Source organism: Paraburkholderia bryophila (genome assembly GCF_013409255.1).
GTDB lineage: Bacteria > Pseudomonadota > Gammaproteobacteria > Burkholderiales > Burkholderiaceae > Paraburkholderia.
Map to the genome: position 1 here is coordinate 1,102,148 of NZ_JACCAS010000002.1, position 16,072 is coordinate 1,118,219.

Here is a 16,072-nt window from a genome sequence, read left to right on the forward strand (position 1 = left end):
AACATGTTGTTTATTCCATCCAGAAAGGCCTCGAAAGAGCGCGCTGAGATGACCGGCACCGAACCGCTGCGCATGGTGCGCGCCGAACAGCTGGAGCGGCTCGGCAACGAAGCATTCGACATCGTGATCGTGGGCGGCGGCGTGACTGGCGCTTACGCGGCGTTCGACGCGAGCCTGCGCGGCTATCGTGTCGCGCTGCTTGAAAAGAGCGATTTCGCGTCGGGCACGTCGTCGAAGTCGTCGAAGATGGTGCATGGCGGTTTGCGTTATATCGAGCAGGGCAATCTGGGCCTCGTGCGTCATTCGCTGCTGGAACGGCAGCGTCTACGCCGCAACGCGCGGCACCTGGTGCAACGCTTGCCGTTCCTGTTTCCCGTCATGGAAAAGGACGGCGTATTCGACAAACGCCTCGCGAAAGCCTTCGAGAGCCTGTTGTGGACTTATGACATTGCGGGTGGCTGGCGCGAGGGCATCCTGCATCAGAAGCTGAGCAAGGCCGAGGTGCTGTCGCACTGCCCGACCTTCAACGAAGAGAACCTCACCGGCGGTTTCATGTATTTCGATGCGCGCGTCGACGACGCCCGCCTCACGCTGAATCTCGCCCGCACGGCGGCGTTTCACGGCGCGGCGGTGGTGAATCACGCGAAAGCCGTCAATATCACGCGCAATGGCAACGGCAACGTGGATGGCGTAATCGTGCAGGCCGACGGCCGCGAGATTCGCGTCCGCGGCGGTGTGGTGGTGATGGCCACGGGCGTGTGGCTGCGTGACTGGAATGGCCGCAAGAAGAACGATCCGGCGGCCTTGCAGATTCGTCCTGCCAAAGGCGTACACGTGGCGATTCCGTGGCTGAAGATCCGCAACGATTGCACGGTGACGATTCCGGTGCCGGGCCGCAATCGCCGCGCGACCATCACGCGCTGGGGCAACGTGTCGTATCTCGGCACCACCGACGAAGACTACCGCGGCAATCTCGACGACGTTTGCTGCACCCGGCAGGAACTCGACTTCCTGATCGAAGGCGCGCGCTCCGCGCTGAAGACCGATCTGTGCGCCGAGGACGCAGTGGGCAGCATCGCCGGATGCCGGCCGCTGGTCGGACCGCCCGGTGGAAAAACGCTGGAAATGAAGCGTAACCATGAAATCAATGTCGCGCCGGACGGCCTCGTCACGATCGTCGGCGGCAAGCTCACGACCTCGCGGCACATGGCCGAGCAGACCATCGACGCCGCGCAAAAGGTGCTCGGCAAGCGCGCGAAATGCCGAACCCAATCCGCGTATCTGCTCGGCGCGGCGGGCTACGACTCGCAAGCGATCGTCGCGTCGGGTGGTTTGTCGGCGCAACTGGGCGAGCGTTACGGCACGGAGGCGCACTTCGTCAGCGACATGCTCGAGAGCGATGCGGGCTTGCTGAAGCCGATCGTCGAAGGACTGCCCTACACCGAAGCCGAAGTGCTTTACGCGGTCCGTCACGAACTCGCGTGCAATGTGGACGACATCCTGTCGCGTCGCATCCGCGCCCGCCTGATGGCGCGCGACGCATCCGCGCGCGCCGCCGCGCGCGTCGGTGAAATTTTACAGACGGAGCTCGGCTTGTCCGCCGCGGTCGTCGCACAGCAGGTGAGCGACTACGTCGCCGCCGTCGAACATGAAAAGTCTGTTCTTATGGGAGATACCGAATGATCAGCAAGGAAGCAATCAAGCGTGGCTATAACCGTGGCAACTACATTGTCGGCGCGCACACCCCGCCGGCTTATGCGGCCAGCGTCAAGGACTCGACAAACGAAGCCGGTCTGCAACGCGATCCGGTTCAAGTGAGTGCGCAACAGATCGACGCACTGCGCGCGGTCGCCGATGAAGTCTTGACGCTCGCGCCGGACGTAGTCGCCTGGACGCGCGACTGGTGGGCCGGTTCGATGATGACCGAAACGGCCGGCAAACCGGCCACGCCGCACGCGGTGATCGTGCGCGTCTCCACGGTCGAGCAGATCCAGGCGGTCATGCGCATCGCCAACGCGGCGCCGATTCCCGTCACCGTTTCCGCTGGCCGCAGCAACGTGACCGGTGCGGCGCTGCCGGTACGCGGCGGCATCGTGCTGGACGTGTGCGAGCTGAACCGGCTGGTGGGTTTCGACAAGGACAGCCAGATCGTCGAAGTCGAGGCCGGCATGTTCGGCGACATCTTCGAAGAAACCATCCAGCGCGACTACGGCATGACAATGGGTCATTGGCCGTCGTCGTACGCGATCAGCACAGTCGGCGGCTGGGTCGCATGCCGCGGCGCGGGCCAACTGTCGACGCGTTACGGCAAGATCGAGGACATGGTGTTCGGCATGGACGTGGTGCTCGCCGACGGCAGCCTGATCAGCGTGGGCGGTTATTCGCGCGCGGCACTCGGCCCGGATTTGCAGCAGCTTTTCATCGGCTCGGAAGGCACGCTCGGCGTGATCGTGCGGGTGCGTCTGAAGCTGCATCGCCTGCCGGACTACGGCCGCGCGATCGCCTACGGCTTCAGGACCTTTGCGATCGGCCTCGAAGCGTGCCGCCAGATCATGCAGCAGGGCGCGAATCCGGCGGCCTTGCGCCTGTATGACGAACTCGAAAGCGGCGTGCAGTTCGGGCTGCCTGAGTCGAACGTGCTGCTGGTGGCCGACGAAGGCGCGCGCGAAATGGTCGACGCGGTGCTGACGATCAGCGAACGTGTTTGCGCGGAACTGGGCGAGCGTCTCGACGACAAGGCGATCTTCGAGAAGTGGCTCGACACGCGTTACCTCACAGGCAAGAGCGCGGAGGGTTTCAAGCGCAGCCCCGGTTTCGTGGCCGACACGCTCGAAATGGCCGGACCGTGGAAGGATCTGCCGGGCATCTACGCGGATGTGGTGAAGGCGATCAATGCGGTGCCGGGCACGCTCGCCGGTTCCGCGCACCAATCGCATGCGTACGTGGACGGCGCCTGCCTTTACTTCTCGCTGCGCGGCGAAGTCGAAGTGGAGCATCGCGCGACGTGGTATCGGGCCGCCTGGGACGCCGCCAACGCAGTGCTCATCCAATACAATGCAGCATTGAGCCACCATCATGGCGTCGGTCTGTTGCGCGCACCGTATATGAGCGAATCGCTCGGCAGCGCATTCCCGGTTCTGCAGGCCGTCAAGCGCACGCTCGACCCGAAGAACATTCTCAATCCCGGCAAGCTTGGCCTCACCGACGAGCAAGCTCACGACGCGAAGCAGTAATCCCATGGACAAGTCACTTGGGGCGCGCCTGACGCGCCACCCGGTCATCGCGACGCTGTACGGCGTCGAGCAGATCGACATGTTTCTGCAAAGCGCGGCCGAGATCACCATCGTCGCGAATGTCGATTTGCGCCGACTGCACCCGGTGGTCGCGGCGCTGACGAAGGCCGGCAAATACGTCATCGTCAATATCGACAGTTGCGACGGGCTTTCGCAGGACAAAGGCGGGGTCGAGTATCTGGCGGACATCGGCGTCACCAGTCTCGTCTCGACCCGGGTGGCCACTATCCAGCGCGGCAATCGGGCCGGTCTCGTCACGATGCAGAAGGTGTTCGTGACGGACCGCTCCACCTGGCCGCGCAGCGTCAAGGCGCTCGAGCAAAGCGATCCGAATCTGGTACAACTGATGCCTGCGCCCATGCTCTCGCATCTGTCCACGCAAGATCGCAAAGCGTTGCCGCCCATCGTCGCGTCGGGTTTCGTCTGCAATAAGGGGGACGTGTTCGACGCGTTGAAGCATGGCGCGGTCGCGATCTCGACCAGCGACAGTGCAATGTGGAATCTGGATCCTGAACGTTAGAACGTAGACGTACCCAACTTGCTGGAGTAATCGATGGCCCATGCTTATCTGCAGGTGATCGCCAATTATTTCGCCAAACCCGGTAACGGCGATGCGCTGATCGAGCCGCTAACGGAGCTCGCCGCGGCCACCCGCGCCGAGCCCAAGAATCTCTACTACGAATTTTTCCGCTCACCGCTGAATCCGGATCACTTCGTGATCCTGGAGCAGTACAGCGACGCCGACGGCCTCGCCGAGCATCGCGACACCGAACACTTTCAGCGCCTTGGCTTCGGCACCATCATTCCGCTGCTCGATCGGCGCGAAGTGTCGAGCCACATGGTGCCAGGAGACACGGCATGACCAACGCCTTCCGTTTTCAGACCGTGCCGACGCTGGTCGTCGAGTATGGTGCGGCGCGCCGACTCGGCGCTTTGTTGCGCGCGCAATTTCCTTCGCTTGCGCGTGTGTGCGTGGTGACCGACGGGTTTCTTCACGCGAGCGGTCTGCTGGATCCGGCGCTTGCCGATCTTGCCGCGCACGGCTGGGACGCCACCGTGATCCACGACGTGATCGCCGATCCGCCCGAACACATCGTGCTCGAAGCGACGTCGCGGGCGCGGATTGCCGGCGCCGAACTCGTGCTGGGACTTGGCGGCGGATCGTCGATGGACGTGGCGAAACTGATCGCCGTGCTGGCGCCGCAACGGCAGCAGGAGCTCAGCGAGATGTACGGCGTCAACAAGGTCACCGCGTCGCGCCTGCCGCTCGTGCAAATGCCGACGACCGCGGGCACCGGTTCCGAAGTCACCGCCGTGTCGATCGTGACGGTCGGCGAGGCGAAAAAAATGGGCGTGGTCGCGCCGCAACTGATCGCGGATCTCGCGATCCTCGACGCGGAACTCACGCTCGGGCTGCCCGTCGCGGCGACGGCGGCGACCGGTGTCGATGCGATGGTGCATGCCATCGAGGCGTACACGTCCGCGCATCTGAAGAATCCCGTCTCCGATCTGCTCGCGGTGAAAGCGCTGGAGCTGTTGTCGCGCAATCTGCTGCCCGTCTGCGAGGACGGCCACAACCGTCAGGCGCGCGAGGCAATGCTGCTGGGCGCGACCTTCGCGGGCCAGGCGTTCGCCAACTCGCCGGTCGCCGCGGTGCATGCGCTGGCTTATCCGATCGGCGGTATTTATCACGTGCCGCATGGTCTTTCGAATGCGCTCGTGCTGCCGCACGTGTTGCGCTTCAATGCCGCGGCGGCCGCGCCGCTGTATGCGGAGCTTGCCGACGTCGTCGTGCCTGGTGTGACGGGCAGTGACGAGAGCAAGACTCAGGCGCTGATTCAGCGGCTCGAACAGATGATCGCAGCGACCGCGATTCCGGCGCGGCTGCGCGACGTCGGCATTGAGATCAGCGGGCTGGAACGGATGGCGAGCGACGCGATGTTGCAGACGCGGCTGCTGGTGAACAATCCGCGGCCGGTTAGCGAGGCCGATGCGCTGGCGATTTATGCGGCTGCGTTTTGAGTGGGTGCTTGAGGGGTGGTTGATGGTGCGGACGATGGAGCTGCTGCGTTGACGGCTGGGTGGTTTGGGTCGTTTTGGTCGTTTGAGTGGCATCACGCCGTTACGGCGGCTCGGAACGTTACGTAGCACGCACCGGAACATGGGCTCGAGAACGGGGGGAAATTGGGTTTTTATCGAAGTAAATTCTGATTTTCTGTGTCTCTGACGATCATTTTTTGTCGAATCTGTCGGATCGAGCCATAAGCCACAATTGGCGTGCAACTTGCAACGATGACTCCACCATTAGTAGCTCAACGGGGACATCATGCGCAAATTCGCCGGTCGGACAGCCATCGCTGTCGCGACGTCAACATTACTCGCCCTCTATGGTTGTGGATCGACGATTAGCCCCGGTGGTACTAGCGGGTTAGGCGGCGGTGGGCTGGGGGGCACGTCGGGGAGTGGGACTTCGGGGACGTCGGGGGGTAGCTCGGGTACTTCCGGCACCTCGGGTACTTCCGGCACCTCGGGTACTTCCGGCACCTTGGGTACTTCGGGTACTTCGGGTACTTCGGGTACTTCGGGTACTTCGGGTACTTCGGGTACTTCGGGTACTTCGGGCACTTCGGGCACCTCGGGCACTTCGGGCACCTCGGGCACCTCGGGTACCTCGGGTACCTCGGGTACGTCCGGCACTTCGGGTACTTCGGGTACGTCCGGCACCTCGGGTACGTCCGGCACTTCGGGCACTTCGGGTACGTCCGGCACCTCGGGTACGTCCGGCACTTCGGGTACGTCCGGCACTTCGGGTACTTCGGGTACTTCGGGTACTTCGGGTACGTCCGGCACCTCGGGCACCTCGGGCACCTCGGGCACCTCGGGCACCTCGGGTACGTCTGGCACTTCGGGCACTTCGGGTACGTCCGGCACCTCGGGTACGTCCGGCACTTCGGGCACTTCGGGCACTTCGGGCACTTCGGGCACTTCGGGCACCTCGGGCACCTCGGGCACCTCGGGTACGTCCGGCACCTCGGGTACTTCGGGTACTTCGGGTACTTCGGGCACCTCGGGTACTTCGGGTACTTCGGGTACTTCGGGTACTTCGGGTACGTCCGGCACCTCAGGTACTTCGTCCACCCCGCTCGGCAACATCATCACCCAAGGCGGCAACCTGATCGCCGCCGTGGGCACGACCGTCGCCGACACCGGCAGCAAGGTCACCGGCACGTCGATCCCCGGCGTCGACAGCGGAACGACAACTAATCTCGGCAATGCCCTCACCGATCTCGGCAACGGCGTGAAGGTACTCGGCAACGGCACGGCCGCGGGTCTCGGCACCGTAGGCAGCGCCGCCAATCCGCTCGGCCCAACGCTCACCTCCACCTCCGGCGTGGTCTCCAACACAGGTGCGGCGGTGACCGCAGTCGGCGGCGTGGTGTCGAGTCTGGGCAGCGGTCCGCTGTCACCGCTCGCTCCGGCGACGTCCGCGCTTGGCGGCGTCGTCGGCGATGTGGGCAAAGGCGTCACATCCGTCGGCTCGGGATTGAACACCGCGCTCTCCAGCGCGCCCGTTCAGCAGCTCGAAACGCAACTCAGTTCCGCGATCAACCCAATCACGCTGACCGTCTCGAACACGACGCAGACGCTCGGCAACGCCACCGGCCTCGGCTCACCGCTCAACAACCTGCTCGGCACGCTAGGCAACGGACTCGACGCGGCCGGCATCAAGGTGTCGGGCGCCACCGGCGATCAGGTCGGCAAGGACATCGGCGGCGTGGTGAGCCAGTTGGGCAAAACCGTCACGAGCACGGGCGGCCTGTTCACCGGCGCGACCACCAATCCGCTCGCACCGATCACAGGCCTGCTCGGGCCGCTCGGTGGACTCGGTGGACTCGGTGCAACGGGCGGCGGGTCGATCTCGATTCCGCCGTTGACGGGGCTGATCGGCAACCTGGGATCGCTCGGCGGTGTCGGCGGTGTCGGCGGTGTCGGCGGTGTCGGCGGTGTCGGCGGTTCAGGTGGCGCGGGCGGCGCAGGAGGTCTGCTGGCGCCGATCACGGGTCTGCTCGGCAAGGTCGGCTCGCTCGGCGGCAGTACCGGCGCGGGCGGTCCGCTCACCCCGGTCGTCAGCCTGGTCGGCTCGTTGACGGTCAGCGTGACGGGCGGCGTCAGCGCGTCGCAAGGCGGTACCGCGGCCAATCCTGTGACGGGGCTGATCGGCGGCCTCACAGGCGGTTCGGCCAGTGGCTCGGGCGGCAGCGGTTCGTCAAACAAGAACCCGCTTGCACCGGTGACGAACCTGGTCGGCGGATTGCTCGGCGGCGTCACGGCAGGCAAATAAAGGACCGCGTGAAGCGCGGCGCCGCGAAGGAGTACTTCGGGCGCCGCGCTTCGGCGGCGTGCTTCGATGTAGTACTCGAGGCAGCGATTCGAGCCGGTGTTTGAGGTAGTACTTCGAGGTAGTACTTCGAGGCAGTACTTCGACGCAGCGCTTCGAAACAGCACTTCAATGCAGCGCTTCGAAAGCACTTCAAAGCACCACCCTTAACAAGCTCTCAAACCAGCAATTCACCGAGGCGGCCAACCCTCAAAAAAACCAACAACCCGGCCACCTCCGATGTCATGACTACGAGGATGACATGAACTCAACCTTCGATACGGTAGCGCACGTCCACGACACCCGACCGCGAAGCGCGACGCCGTTCTCCGTCGGCCTGCTCGGCATCGCCGCCGGCCTGCTCACGCTCTGGCTCCTGCGCGACAGCACCGCCCTCGACGGCGCGGCTCGCAGCACGGTCGCCTGTCTGGCCATCATCGCGACCATCGCCACCTACGAACTGTTCGTCGCACGCGTCTACCTGCGCCCAAGCGCCGGTCTGACGAGCCGCGCGGCGCGGCCACTAAGTCTCGCGCGAGTGACGGCACGTCTCGCCGCGCTCACCTCGGTCTACGCGGGCATCGGCATGCTCTACTGGCTGCTGCCCGAGTATCACGGCGCGTTCTACAACCCGTTCTGGTCGCTGATCCGCACGCTCGCGCCGTATGTTGTCGTCGTCGCGCCGTTTTACTTCGCGTGGATGGACCGCCATCAGCGCGAAACCGACGACGCGTATCTGCTGTGGGCGCGCCTGCTATTTCGCGGCGAGCGTCCGGCGAATTGGCGTCCGGTGCGCGAAATGCTGGCCGGCTGGATGGTGAAAGCGTTCTTCCTGCCGCTGATGATCGTCTATCTGTCCACCAACGCGGATCACCTCAACGCATCGCTGACGATCGCGCTGAACGCGCCCTTCTCGCTCGCGAGTTTCCGCTTCATGTACGACCTGTCGTTCGCAATGGATCTGATGTTCGGCACGGTGGGCTACCTCTGCACGCTGCGCATACTCGACAGTCACGTGCGCAGCGCGGAGCCGACCGCCCTCGGCTGGCTCGTCGCGTTGATCTGCTATCAGCCGTTCTGGTCGTTGATCTCGAACCAGTACCTCCATTACGAAGGCTCGATGTTCTGGGACAACTGGCTCATTTCAGTGCCGGTACTGCGCGTGATCTGGGGCACGGTCGTCATCGCGCTGCTGACGTGCTACGCGCTCGCCACGATCTCGTTCGGCTTGCGGTTCTCGAACCTGACCAATCGCGGCATCGTCACGTCGGGGCCTTACCGGTTCACCAAACATCCCGCCTACATTGCGAAGAACCTGTCGTACTGGATGGTCGCGGTACCGTTCATCGAACCGTTGGGCTGGCGGGTTGCGCTCACGCATTGCTTCGCGCTCGCAGCGGTCAACATGCTGTATTTCCTGCGCGCGAAGACCGAAGAGCGACACCTGATGAACGATCCCGACTACCGTGCTTACGCCGAATGGATCGCGAAGAATGGGTTGTTCGCGAGACTTTCGCGTGTGTTCAACTAGGTATTAGATATAGGTACGCGGCTCAGCGCAAAGCGAACGCCGGTCGAAAGCGATTCCCACTATCGACTATCGGCCGGCACGCCGCATCACAACCGTCGCGTCAGCACACTGGCCAAACCCGCTTGCGGCCGCGAGAACAGCGAGCCTTGCAACAGCGCTTGCGGCCAACGCTTCAACCACTGCAACTGCGCGTCGGTATCGACGCCGTTCACCACCACCTGCACGTCGAGTGCATGCAGCAGATCCATCAGCGCCGTCATCACCACATTCGCGCGTGAATCTCGCGGCACCGTGGCCATCAAATCGCGTGCAATGGTGATGGTGTCGACGTCGAGCGCACCGAGCAGCGCCAGCGACGAAGCGCCGTTGCCCCACTTGCCCAGCGAAATGCCGGCACCCGCGTCGCGCAGACCAGCGGTCAGCGTGCGCAACGACAGAAGTTTTGCGGCATTCGCACTATCGGCCACTTCGATATCGAGCAGATGCGCGGGCACGTCATATAACGCAGCGACACGCACGAGATCTTCCGCGAACGAACCGAGTATCGCCACCTGCGCGGGCACCGTGATCGCGACCGGCCGCAGCGGCAGACGCGCGGCGAGACAGTCGCGCAATTCACGGCATACGCCGTCCACCACGAAGCGCGCCATTTCCAGCGCGAGCTGCGGGTGTTCGAGCGGCATCATGAAGATGCCGGGAAGCAACAACCCGTAATCGGGATGCGTCCAGCGCACCTGCGCTTCGAGACGCGCCGGCGTGCCGCTCGCGACACCCGGAGCACGATAAGCCCCCTGATACACGAGATGAAACTCGCCCGCGCGGAGTCCATCGCGAACCCGGCTTTCGAGTTCACTCAGACCCGACGACGGATCACGAGCCTCGTCCGCGTCATTCTGTGCGGCACACGCAGCGCGCGCGATCGACGTCGTTGCATGCGAGAAGGGTTGTATGTAGTCGAGCGTGTGCATGGCGGATACGAATTGATTGAACCTGACTAACGTATGCACGGGTCATGCCACGCGCTATCGCAACAGCGGTATGAAACACGAGGAGCAACCGGAGATCCTCGTCGGGTGAAGCTTCGCGGCTGCGATATGAAACCGCCCGATGCGCCTTTCCAGTTTCGAAAACGCGCGTTTTGGCTCGCTTGTTACGTAGCGTCACGCGTGACGTTACGCGAACCAGGCCGCCACGATGTTTGCGTGAGACGACAGTGATAAATCGCCAGCAGCCAGTGAAGCAGCACGCCGTGCAACCTGACGGAAAAAAGTGAAAGCAGAAACGTTTTCATCGCGATATATCAGCACAAGACCGTTTGACCGAGCCAAAGAGATTAACTAGTATCGGCTTCAGCGCAGCATGCGTCGACCGCGAATCCTCCACATAGTCATTCAGGCAGCCGATGCTACACATCCCTCTCTCCGACGCCGATTGGGCTCGCGTCCAGAGTCTGTTTCCCGAACTTCCCTCTGCGCGCGGGCGACCCCGCCGTAGCGATCGGGAAATTCTCAACGCAATACTCTGGCTATATCAGCACAAGGAAAAGTGGCACAGGCTTCCCGCCACGTTCCCTCCGCAACAGACCTGTTATCTCCGGTATATGACGTGGCGTAAATCAGGCGTTCTGGAGCAGGTTTACGAACGCCTTCCCGTTTTCGATCCGGAGCTTTCCATGTCGTGAATCGGCTCGGCGATTGATTCGGATGCCGTAGCGGATTCACGTCGACACATTGAATTCAGCGCTTGTGTTGGTTCAATCCGCACTGCCGGCGGACCATCTGTTGACCGCACTCGAACAGCGCCGCATCCGCATTCAGGATGGCTGATTAATGCTTGAAATTCACTACAAGCCGCCCGTCTCCTTGTCATGGTGAAGACAAGCCTCGCTCCCTGAGTGTCGCCGAACAATAAACGTCTCAGCGTGCACCTCCCCGTTGCTACACGAAGTCTTTCGATACCGCACCTCTCTGGTGCGCTGTGCAGAATTCGACCAGGCAGCCGGTGATCGTCTCCACCTTCTGTTCCGCCGGCCACGCCCGCAAAGCAAGTTTTGCGAGCCGACCTGACGGGACTTCCGCAATACGGCGTCGCACGCGCGATGTCCCTATAGTTGAAGGAGATGGACATGAAGAAGGCTCTGATCATCGCAAGCGGATTGCTTTGTGCATTTGCGTGGCAGGCGCAGGCCCAAGCGCAGGCTCAAGATGCCGGCGCGGAGAACACCGCACAAGCTCAACCCGCCGTCGCCGACTCGGTCGGCGGACAACCCACCACCACCTCGATGTCAGGCGGCCCCGCGCGCGCGCAGGGGCTGACGCGGGCCGACGTCTATCAGCAACTCGTGCAATCGCAGAAAGGCGCTGAAGCAGCCCGTCTTCAAGAGCTATTCAAAGGCGGCAATTGACGAAGGACGTCGAGCAACCCGGACGATGCACGCGAACAGATAACCGCTCGACGCATGCATCGTCATTCTCGGGAGCGCCGGGAATTTGTCTCAGATTTCACAACAAACATTACCTGTTTTGGTGATTACTCTGCCCAGATCGCAAAACTACAATGCAATCACTGACTACGAACAACAACGTTCGTAGCGCTACAAAGACCCGAACTGGAGGTAGTTCATCATGAAATCGCTCATTCAAGCTGTTGTTATCGCCGCCGCGCTGGCCGCTCCTGTTGCTTCGTTTGCCCAGTCCAACCAGCCCGTGACTCGCGCCCAGGTGCGCTCGGAATTGATTCAACTGGAACAGGCCGGTTATCAACCGGGCCGCGCCGACCCGTATTACCCAGCGGACATTCAAGCCGCTCAGGCTCGCGTCGCCGAACAGAACGGCACGGCGCAGGCTGCGCAATCGGGTTACGGTGGCGTGGTAAGCGGCTCGTCGCAAGGCGGCCATCCGGTGGCGCTAGATAACGGTCCGAAGTCGACTTACTTCGGTCACTAAGCCGCAACGCCCAGCGCGCCTTGTAGACGCGCAACGATTCAAACGAACTGGCCCGCGACCGAGTTTCCCCGATCGCGGGCCAGTTCTGTATCCGGTACCTCCGTCATCGGGCTCCCGATGACTTCGCCTGGATCCATGCGGTCCGGGCGCTTTTTTCTCCGCGCCTTTATGTCACACGCCGGTCATTCGCGCGCGATCAGATCGCCCACCTGACCACGGCCGGTGACGAGACAGCTCGACAGGAAATTTTCGCCCTGGCTGCTGGCCCCGACGTCGCCGAAGCCTTTCTTCAACGCGTTGGATTTGACCATCGCCGCGCCCTGATGACACGTAATAGTGCCGATCTCTCCGGCTTGCGCGCGCATCAACGCCCTATCCGCCATCAGATAGCCCAGCAACAACACCACGGCAATATAGAACGCTTGTCGCATGGTTCGTCTCCTCTTTGGAAGAGCCTAACGCGAACCATGGGCATACGGTCCTAGGGGTTTCCCGATTGATGGGGTTTCAATGACCCAGATTAAATCAACCGATGCCGCCGCGTGATGGACTATGCGGCGCGGGTGAATCAGGTCTTATCCCTAGAAAACGCAGTTGCTGGAGACCGCGTTGCACGCGTCGCGTGTTCTGTTCGAATAGCAGATAAACCGCATACGCGTACGCATAACAGAGCACCAGCATGCCCGCGAACACCAGCGCGCCGTGTCCGTCGAAGGGAATGCGCCGCCCGACACCCACTGCGGCGACGAACAGAATGAACGAGAAGTGCGTCAGATAAAGCGAATACGAGAACCCGGAAAAACGAATCGCGATGCGCGATAACAGCGCGGGCCGCAATCGCACGTTTTCCCAAAGTATGCAATGCAGGAACGCGAAACACGGTACGCCGACGATCCAGTCGTTGGCGAGCAGGAACAGACGCGAGCACACCAGCGCGGCGAGCAGCGCTGCGCCGCTGGCGAGCGTGAACCACGGCCACCCGGTTCGCGCGCTACGCGCCGGAAAGCGCTGTTCCAGCACCACCAGCAACACGCCGAGCAGCCACAAACCGAAACCGCTCAGCAGCGACGGAAACGCGACCATCGTGCCCACGGCGAACGCGGCGGCGGCGAAGGCGCGAATGCCCCGGCGTTGCCGCAACAGGACAAAGCAGGCGGGAAACCACAGGTAGTACCAGAACTCGTTGGCGAGGCTCCATAACGGTCCGTTGGATCCGTAGGTGCCGCACGCGAGGGTTTGCAGAAATACGAGGTTGCACGCGAACGTCGCCTGCCCGAGATGCGACACGACGTTGATCTGCTGATCGAACGTGCCCTCGGTGCCGAGATAAAACGGCCCGCCGGCCAGCGCGATCCCCATGCGATCCCAGAACAGCGTCAGCAGCAGCGCGGGAATCAGCACGACCCACAGTCGCGACAGCCGCTCGGTCAGATAGCGCGGCCAGCTCCACGTCCCCGCCGCGCTCTGCCGCAACACCGAACCGCCGACAAAGTAGCCGCTCAGCAGAAAGAACACGATCACCGCAGTGTGGCCGTAGTTGCTGACGAAATAGAAAGCCTTGGCCGCCAGGCCGATTCCGGCATTCGCGTGGTAATCGGCAAACATCAGATTGCGCAGATGACTCACGCACACGGTGCCCGCCGCCAATGCGCGGATCAGGTCGAAGGTGTCGCAATGGGGTTTGCCGGAGGGCGCCATATGAGCCGGAAGCGGACGAAAGGTTGTCCGCCAAACTAAGGCTCATGGGCTTTTGATTCAGTACGTTCGCGCACATTGAACGTGAAGCGCGGGCTCGCCCCGCATTACAGGTGAGCTTTACAGGCGCGCTTCGATCTGCGCGATCCGCGTTTCGATCGCGTTGCGCACCAGGCCGTTCGACGGCACCAGCAGCAGCGACGAAGCGATGATCTGATACACCCGGTTGCGCCGTACCTTGGACACCTTCTGCGGATCGAGCCACGCGTCGTTATCCACCAGCAGCAACAGCGTCTCCAGCCCGATCAGAATCGGCCATAGACACGCGAGCCGCAGTCGCACGGAAAACGCGGGAATCGCCAGCGTGTAATCGAGCGCTTCGCGGAAATGCTCGAGCGACTTGCGCAGCAGCTCGACCAGCAGCGGCTTCGCGCGCGCGGAATTGGTCGGCAACAGCAGGTCTTGCGGGCTCAGGCCGTGTCGATCCAGCAGCGTCTGCGGCAGATAGCAGCGGCCGATCCGCAAATCCTTGCCGCAGTCGCGCAGCACGTTGGTCAACTGCAGCGCCTTGCCGAAACGCACGCCGCGGCGCGCCATCGTGTCGGGCGCCTCTTTCAACGTGCCCGGCATATGCGCATAGGTCATCGTGGTCCAGAATTCGCCGACGCAGCCCGCCACCAGATACGTGTAGCGATCGAGGTCGTCGTAGTCGCGCAGCGCCGCGAGCTGGCCGGAGCGTTCGTCGGGGAAGGTGCGCAGATCGAATTCCATGCCCTCGGTGAGCGTCGCGACGATTCCGCGCACGGCCTGACGATCGGATTCGCTCAGTTGCGACAACACGCCGAGCGCGGGGCCGAGCGATTCGAGCAGGACTTTTTCATCCGACTGGGTCTGCTGACCCGCGACCTCGGCGGCCATGCGATGGAACAGCGTGCCGTCGTCGGTGGTGCCGTTCACCTGGGCACGCAGCGACAGCAGCAGCGCGAGGCGCTGTTCGGGCGAGATCAGCGACGTGTCCGCGATCGTGTCGGCCGCGCGCGCCAGCAGGTACGCGAGGCCGATCGGATCGCGCATCCCGGTAGGCAGCACGCGCAGCGTGAGATAGAAGGAGCGTGAAACGCCTTTCAGCAGCGGACCGAGAAGAAAGGCCCGGGTCGGATTCGACATGGATGGGATCAGGTCAGGATTGGCAACAAGCGGGCAAAAGCCGGTAAAAAACCGGCAAGAATCCGGCGCTGCCGAATTGTATACGGCGAAGCGCCCTCACCGTGCGGCGGCGCGTCCCGCCCCAGCCCGCATTGACCGGCCTGTCTGTCCTGCTCAAGCGTGTGCGGCCAGCCCCAACAGGTCGACCGCGTTCTGTTTGAGAATCAGCGGCCGGACCTCTTCCCTGAAACCGGCGCCGCTGAAATCTTCCAGCCAGCGATCCGGCCGGATCAGCGGGAAGTCCGAGCCGAACAGCATCTTCCGCTTCAGCAACGTGTTGGCGTGGTGGATCAATTCGGGCGAGAAGTACTTCGGCGACCAGCCGGACAGATCGATGTAAACATTGGGCTTGTGCAGCGCGATCGACAACGCCTGCTCCTGCCAGGGCCACGACGGGTGTGCGATCACGATCTTCATATCGGGGAAATCCGCCGCGACGTCGTCGAGATGGATCGGCTCCGAATACTTCAAGCGCAACCCGCCGCCGCCCCGCATACCCGAGCCCATGCCGGAGTGGCCGCTATGGAACACCGCCGTGAGCCGGTATTCGGCGATCAGCTCATAGAGCGGATACGCGAGACGGTCGTTGGCGAAAAACGCCTGCATGGTCGGATGAAACTTGAAGCCGCGCACGCCGTATTCTTCCACCAGCTTGCGCGCCTCGCGCACGCCCATCTTGCCCTTGTGCGGATCAATACTCGCGAATGCGATCATGATGTCGCGGTTATTCTGCGCGAATTCGGCGATCTCCTCATTCGGAATGCGTCGGCGGCCCAGGTTCGCTTCGCAGTCCACGGTGAACATCACGAAGCCGACGTTGCGTTCGCGATAGTGGTCGATGGTCTCGGGAATCGTCGGCCGCCGGCCGAGTTTCAGCACGGTGCCGAAGTACTTGTCGGCGGCCTCGTCGAACTCCTTGCCGAACAGGTCCGGCGGCTGGCAGCAGGAGACTTCCGCGTGGACATGCATGTCGATCGCGACGAGCTGGTCGAGGTTCATCCCGGGTGTCCTATCGAGACGCGGC

16 protein-coding genes are annotated in these 16,072 nt (G+C 62.8%); 10 read left to right on the forward strand and 6 right to left on the reverse strand.

The genetic code is table 11. The features are described from left to right. Positions 1-3: 3 nt before the first annotated feature. The 5 genes from GGD40_RS26110 to GGD40_RS26130 are packed head-to-tail and all read left to right on the forward strand — an operon-like array spanning position 4 to position 5,315. Positions 4-1,683, forward strand: a complete 1,680-nt coding sequence (locus GGD40_RS26110) for a glycerol-3-phosphate dehydrogenase/oxidase (RefSeq protein WP_179745595.1) — start codon at positions 4-6, stop codon at positions 1,681-1,683. Then, positions 1,680-3,233 carry an FAD-binding oxidoreductase gene (locus GGD40_RS26115; protein WP_179711748.1) on the forward strand — a complete coding sequence of 518 codons (1,554 nt, stop codon included), beginning with the start codon at positions 1,680-1,682 and terminating at the stop codon, positions 3,231-3,233. The genes GGD40_RS26110 and GGD40_RS26115 overlap by 4 nt, the downstream gene beginning before the upstream one ends. A gap of 4 nt (positions 3,234-3,237) precedes the next feature. After that, complete coding sequence (locus GGD40_RS26120) at positions 3,238-3,813, forward strand: glycerol-3-phosphate responsive antiterminator (protein WP_179711745.1); 576 nt, start codon at positions 3,238-3,240, stop codon at positions 3,811-3,813. 33 nt (positions 3,814-3,846) lie between these two features. Beyond that, entirely contained in the window at positions 3,847-4,155 is a 309-nt protein-coding gene (locus tag GGD40_RS26125; protein ID WP_179745596.1) for a putative quinol monooxygenase, read from the forward strand. Continuing rightward, entirely contained in the window at positions 4,152-5,315 is a 1,164-nt protein-coding gene (locus GGD40_RS26130; protein ID WP_179745597.1) for an iron-containing alcohol dehydrogenase, read from the forward strand. Before GGD40_RS26125 ends, GGD40_RS26130 begins: the two co-directional genes overlap by 4 nt. Positions 5,316-5,678: 363 nt before the next feature. Here GGD40_RS26130 and GGD40_RS37250 read toward each other — a convergent pair whose 3' ends face one another. After that, entirely contained in the window at positions 5,679-6,515 is an 837-nt protein-coding gene (locus GGD40_RS37250; protein WP_445013585.1) for a hypothetical protein, read from the reverse strand. Between GGD40_RS37250 and GGD40_RS37255 the strand changes: the two genes are divergently transcribed. Together GGD40_RS37255 and GGD40_RS26140 are read left to right on the forward strand one after the other, a co-directional pair. Beyond that, positions 6,478-7,635, forward strand: coding sequence for a collagen-like triple helix repeat-containing protein (locus GGD40_RS37255; protein ID WP_373565364.1), 1,158 nt, complete (start codon positions 6,478-6,480; stop codon positions 7,633-7,635). The genes GGD40_RS37250 and GGD40_RS37255 overlap by 38 nt on opposite strands. Before the next feature lie 298 nt (positions 7,636-7,933). Next, the gene (locus tag GGD40_RS26140; protein WP_179745599.1) at positions 7,934-9,202 is read left to right on the forward strand and encodes an isoprenylcysteine carboxylmethyltransferase family protein; all 1,269 of its coding nucleotides are present in this window, start codon (positions 7,934-7,936) and stop codon (positions 9,200-9,202) included. Positions 9,203-9,288: 86 nt separating this feature from the next. Here the strand turns inward: GGD40_RS26140 and GGD40_RS26145 are convergent, their stop codons facing one another. After that, entirely contained in the window at positions 9,289-10,170 is an 882-nt protein-coding gene (locus tag GGD40_RS26145) for an EAL domain-containing protein (protein ID WP_179745600.1), read from the reverse strand. Between the two features lie 434 nt (positions 10,171-10,604). Between GGD40_RS26145 and GGD40_RS26150 the strand changes: the two genes are divergently transcribed. The 3 genes from GGD40_RS26150 to GGD40_RS26160 all read left to right on the forward strand — a co-directional run bounded on the left by GGD40_RS26150 (position 10,605) and on the right by GGD40_RS26160 (position 12,147). Continuing rightward, positions 10,605-10,883: a transposase gene (locus GGD40_RS26150; protein WP_179711734.1), complete on the forward strand. Its 279-nt coding sequence runs from the start codon at positions 10,605-10,607 to the stop codon at positions 10,881-10,883. A gap of 444 nt (positions 10,884-11,327) precedes the next feature. Continuing rightward, positions 11,328-11,606: a hypothetical protein gene (locus tag GGD40_RS26155; protein WP_179711732.1), complete on the forward strand. Its 279-nt coding sequence runs from the start codon at positions 11,328-11,330 to the stop codon at positions 11,604-11,606. A gap of 220 nt (positions 11,607-11,826) precedes the next feature. Then, entirely contained in the window at positions 11,827-12,147 is a 321-nt protein-coding gene (locus tag GGD40_RS26160; RefSeq protein ID WP_176060628.1) for a DUF4148 domain-containing protein, read from the forward strand. A gap of 182 nt (positions 12,148-12,329) precedes the next feature. Here GGD40_RS26160 and GGD40_RS26165 read toward each other — a convergent pair whose 3' ends face one another. The 4 genes from GGD40_RS26165 to GGD40_RS26180 all read right to left on the reverse strand — a co-directional run bounded on the left by GGD40_RS26165 (position 12,330) and on the right by GGD40_RS26180 (position 16,047). Then, a complete protein-coding gene (locus GGD40_RS26165) occupies positions 12,330-12,578 on the reverse strand; it encodes a hypothetical protein (protein ID WP_111931208.1) in 249 nt (82 codons plus the stop codon). A gap of 94 nt (positions 12,579-12,672) precedes the next feature. Then, entirely contained in the window at positions 12,673-13,845 is a 1,173-nt protein-coding gene (locus GGD40_RS26170; protein ID WP_179745601.1) for an acyltransferase family protein, read from the reverse strand. A gap of 117 nt (positions 13,846-13,962) precedes the next feature. Further along, complete coding sequence (locus GGD40_RS26175) at positions 13,963-15,009, reverse strand: phytoene/squalene synthase family protein (RefSeq protein ID WP_179745602.1); 1,047 nt, start codon at positions 15,007-15,009, stop codon at positions 13,963-13,965. 153 nt (positions 15,010-15,162) lie between these two features. Then, the gene (locus GGD40_RS26180; RefSeq protein ID WP_179745603.1) at positions 15,163-16,047 is read right to left on the reverse strand and encodes an amidohydrolase family protein; all 885 of its coding nucleotides are present in this window, start codon (positions 16,045-16,047) and stop codon (positions 15,163-15,165) included. Positions 16,048-16,072 lie beyond the last annotated feature (25 nt).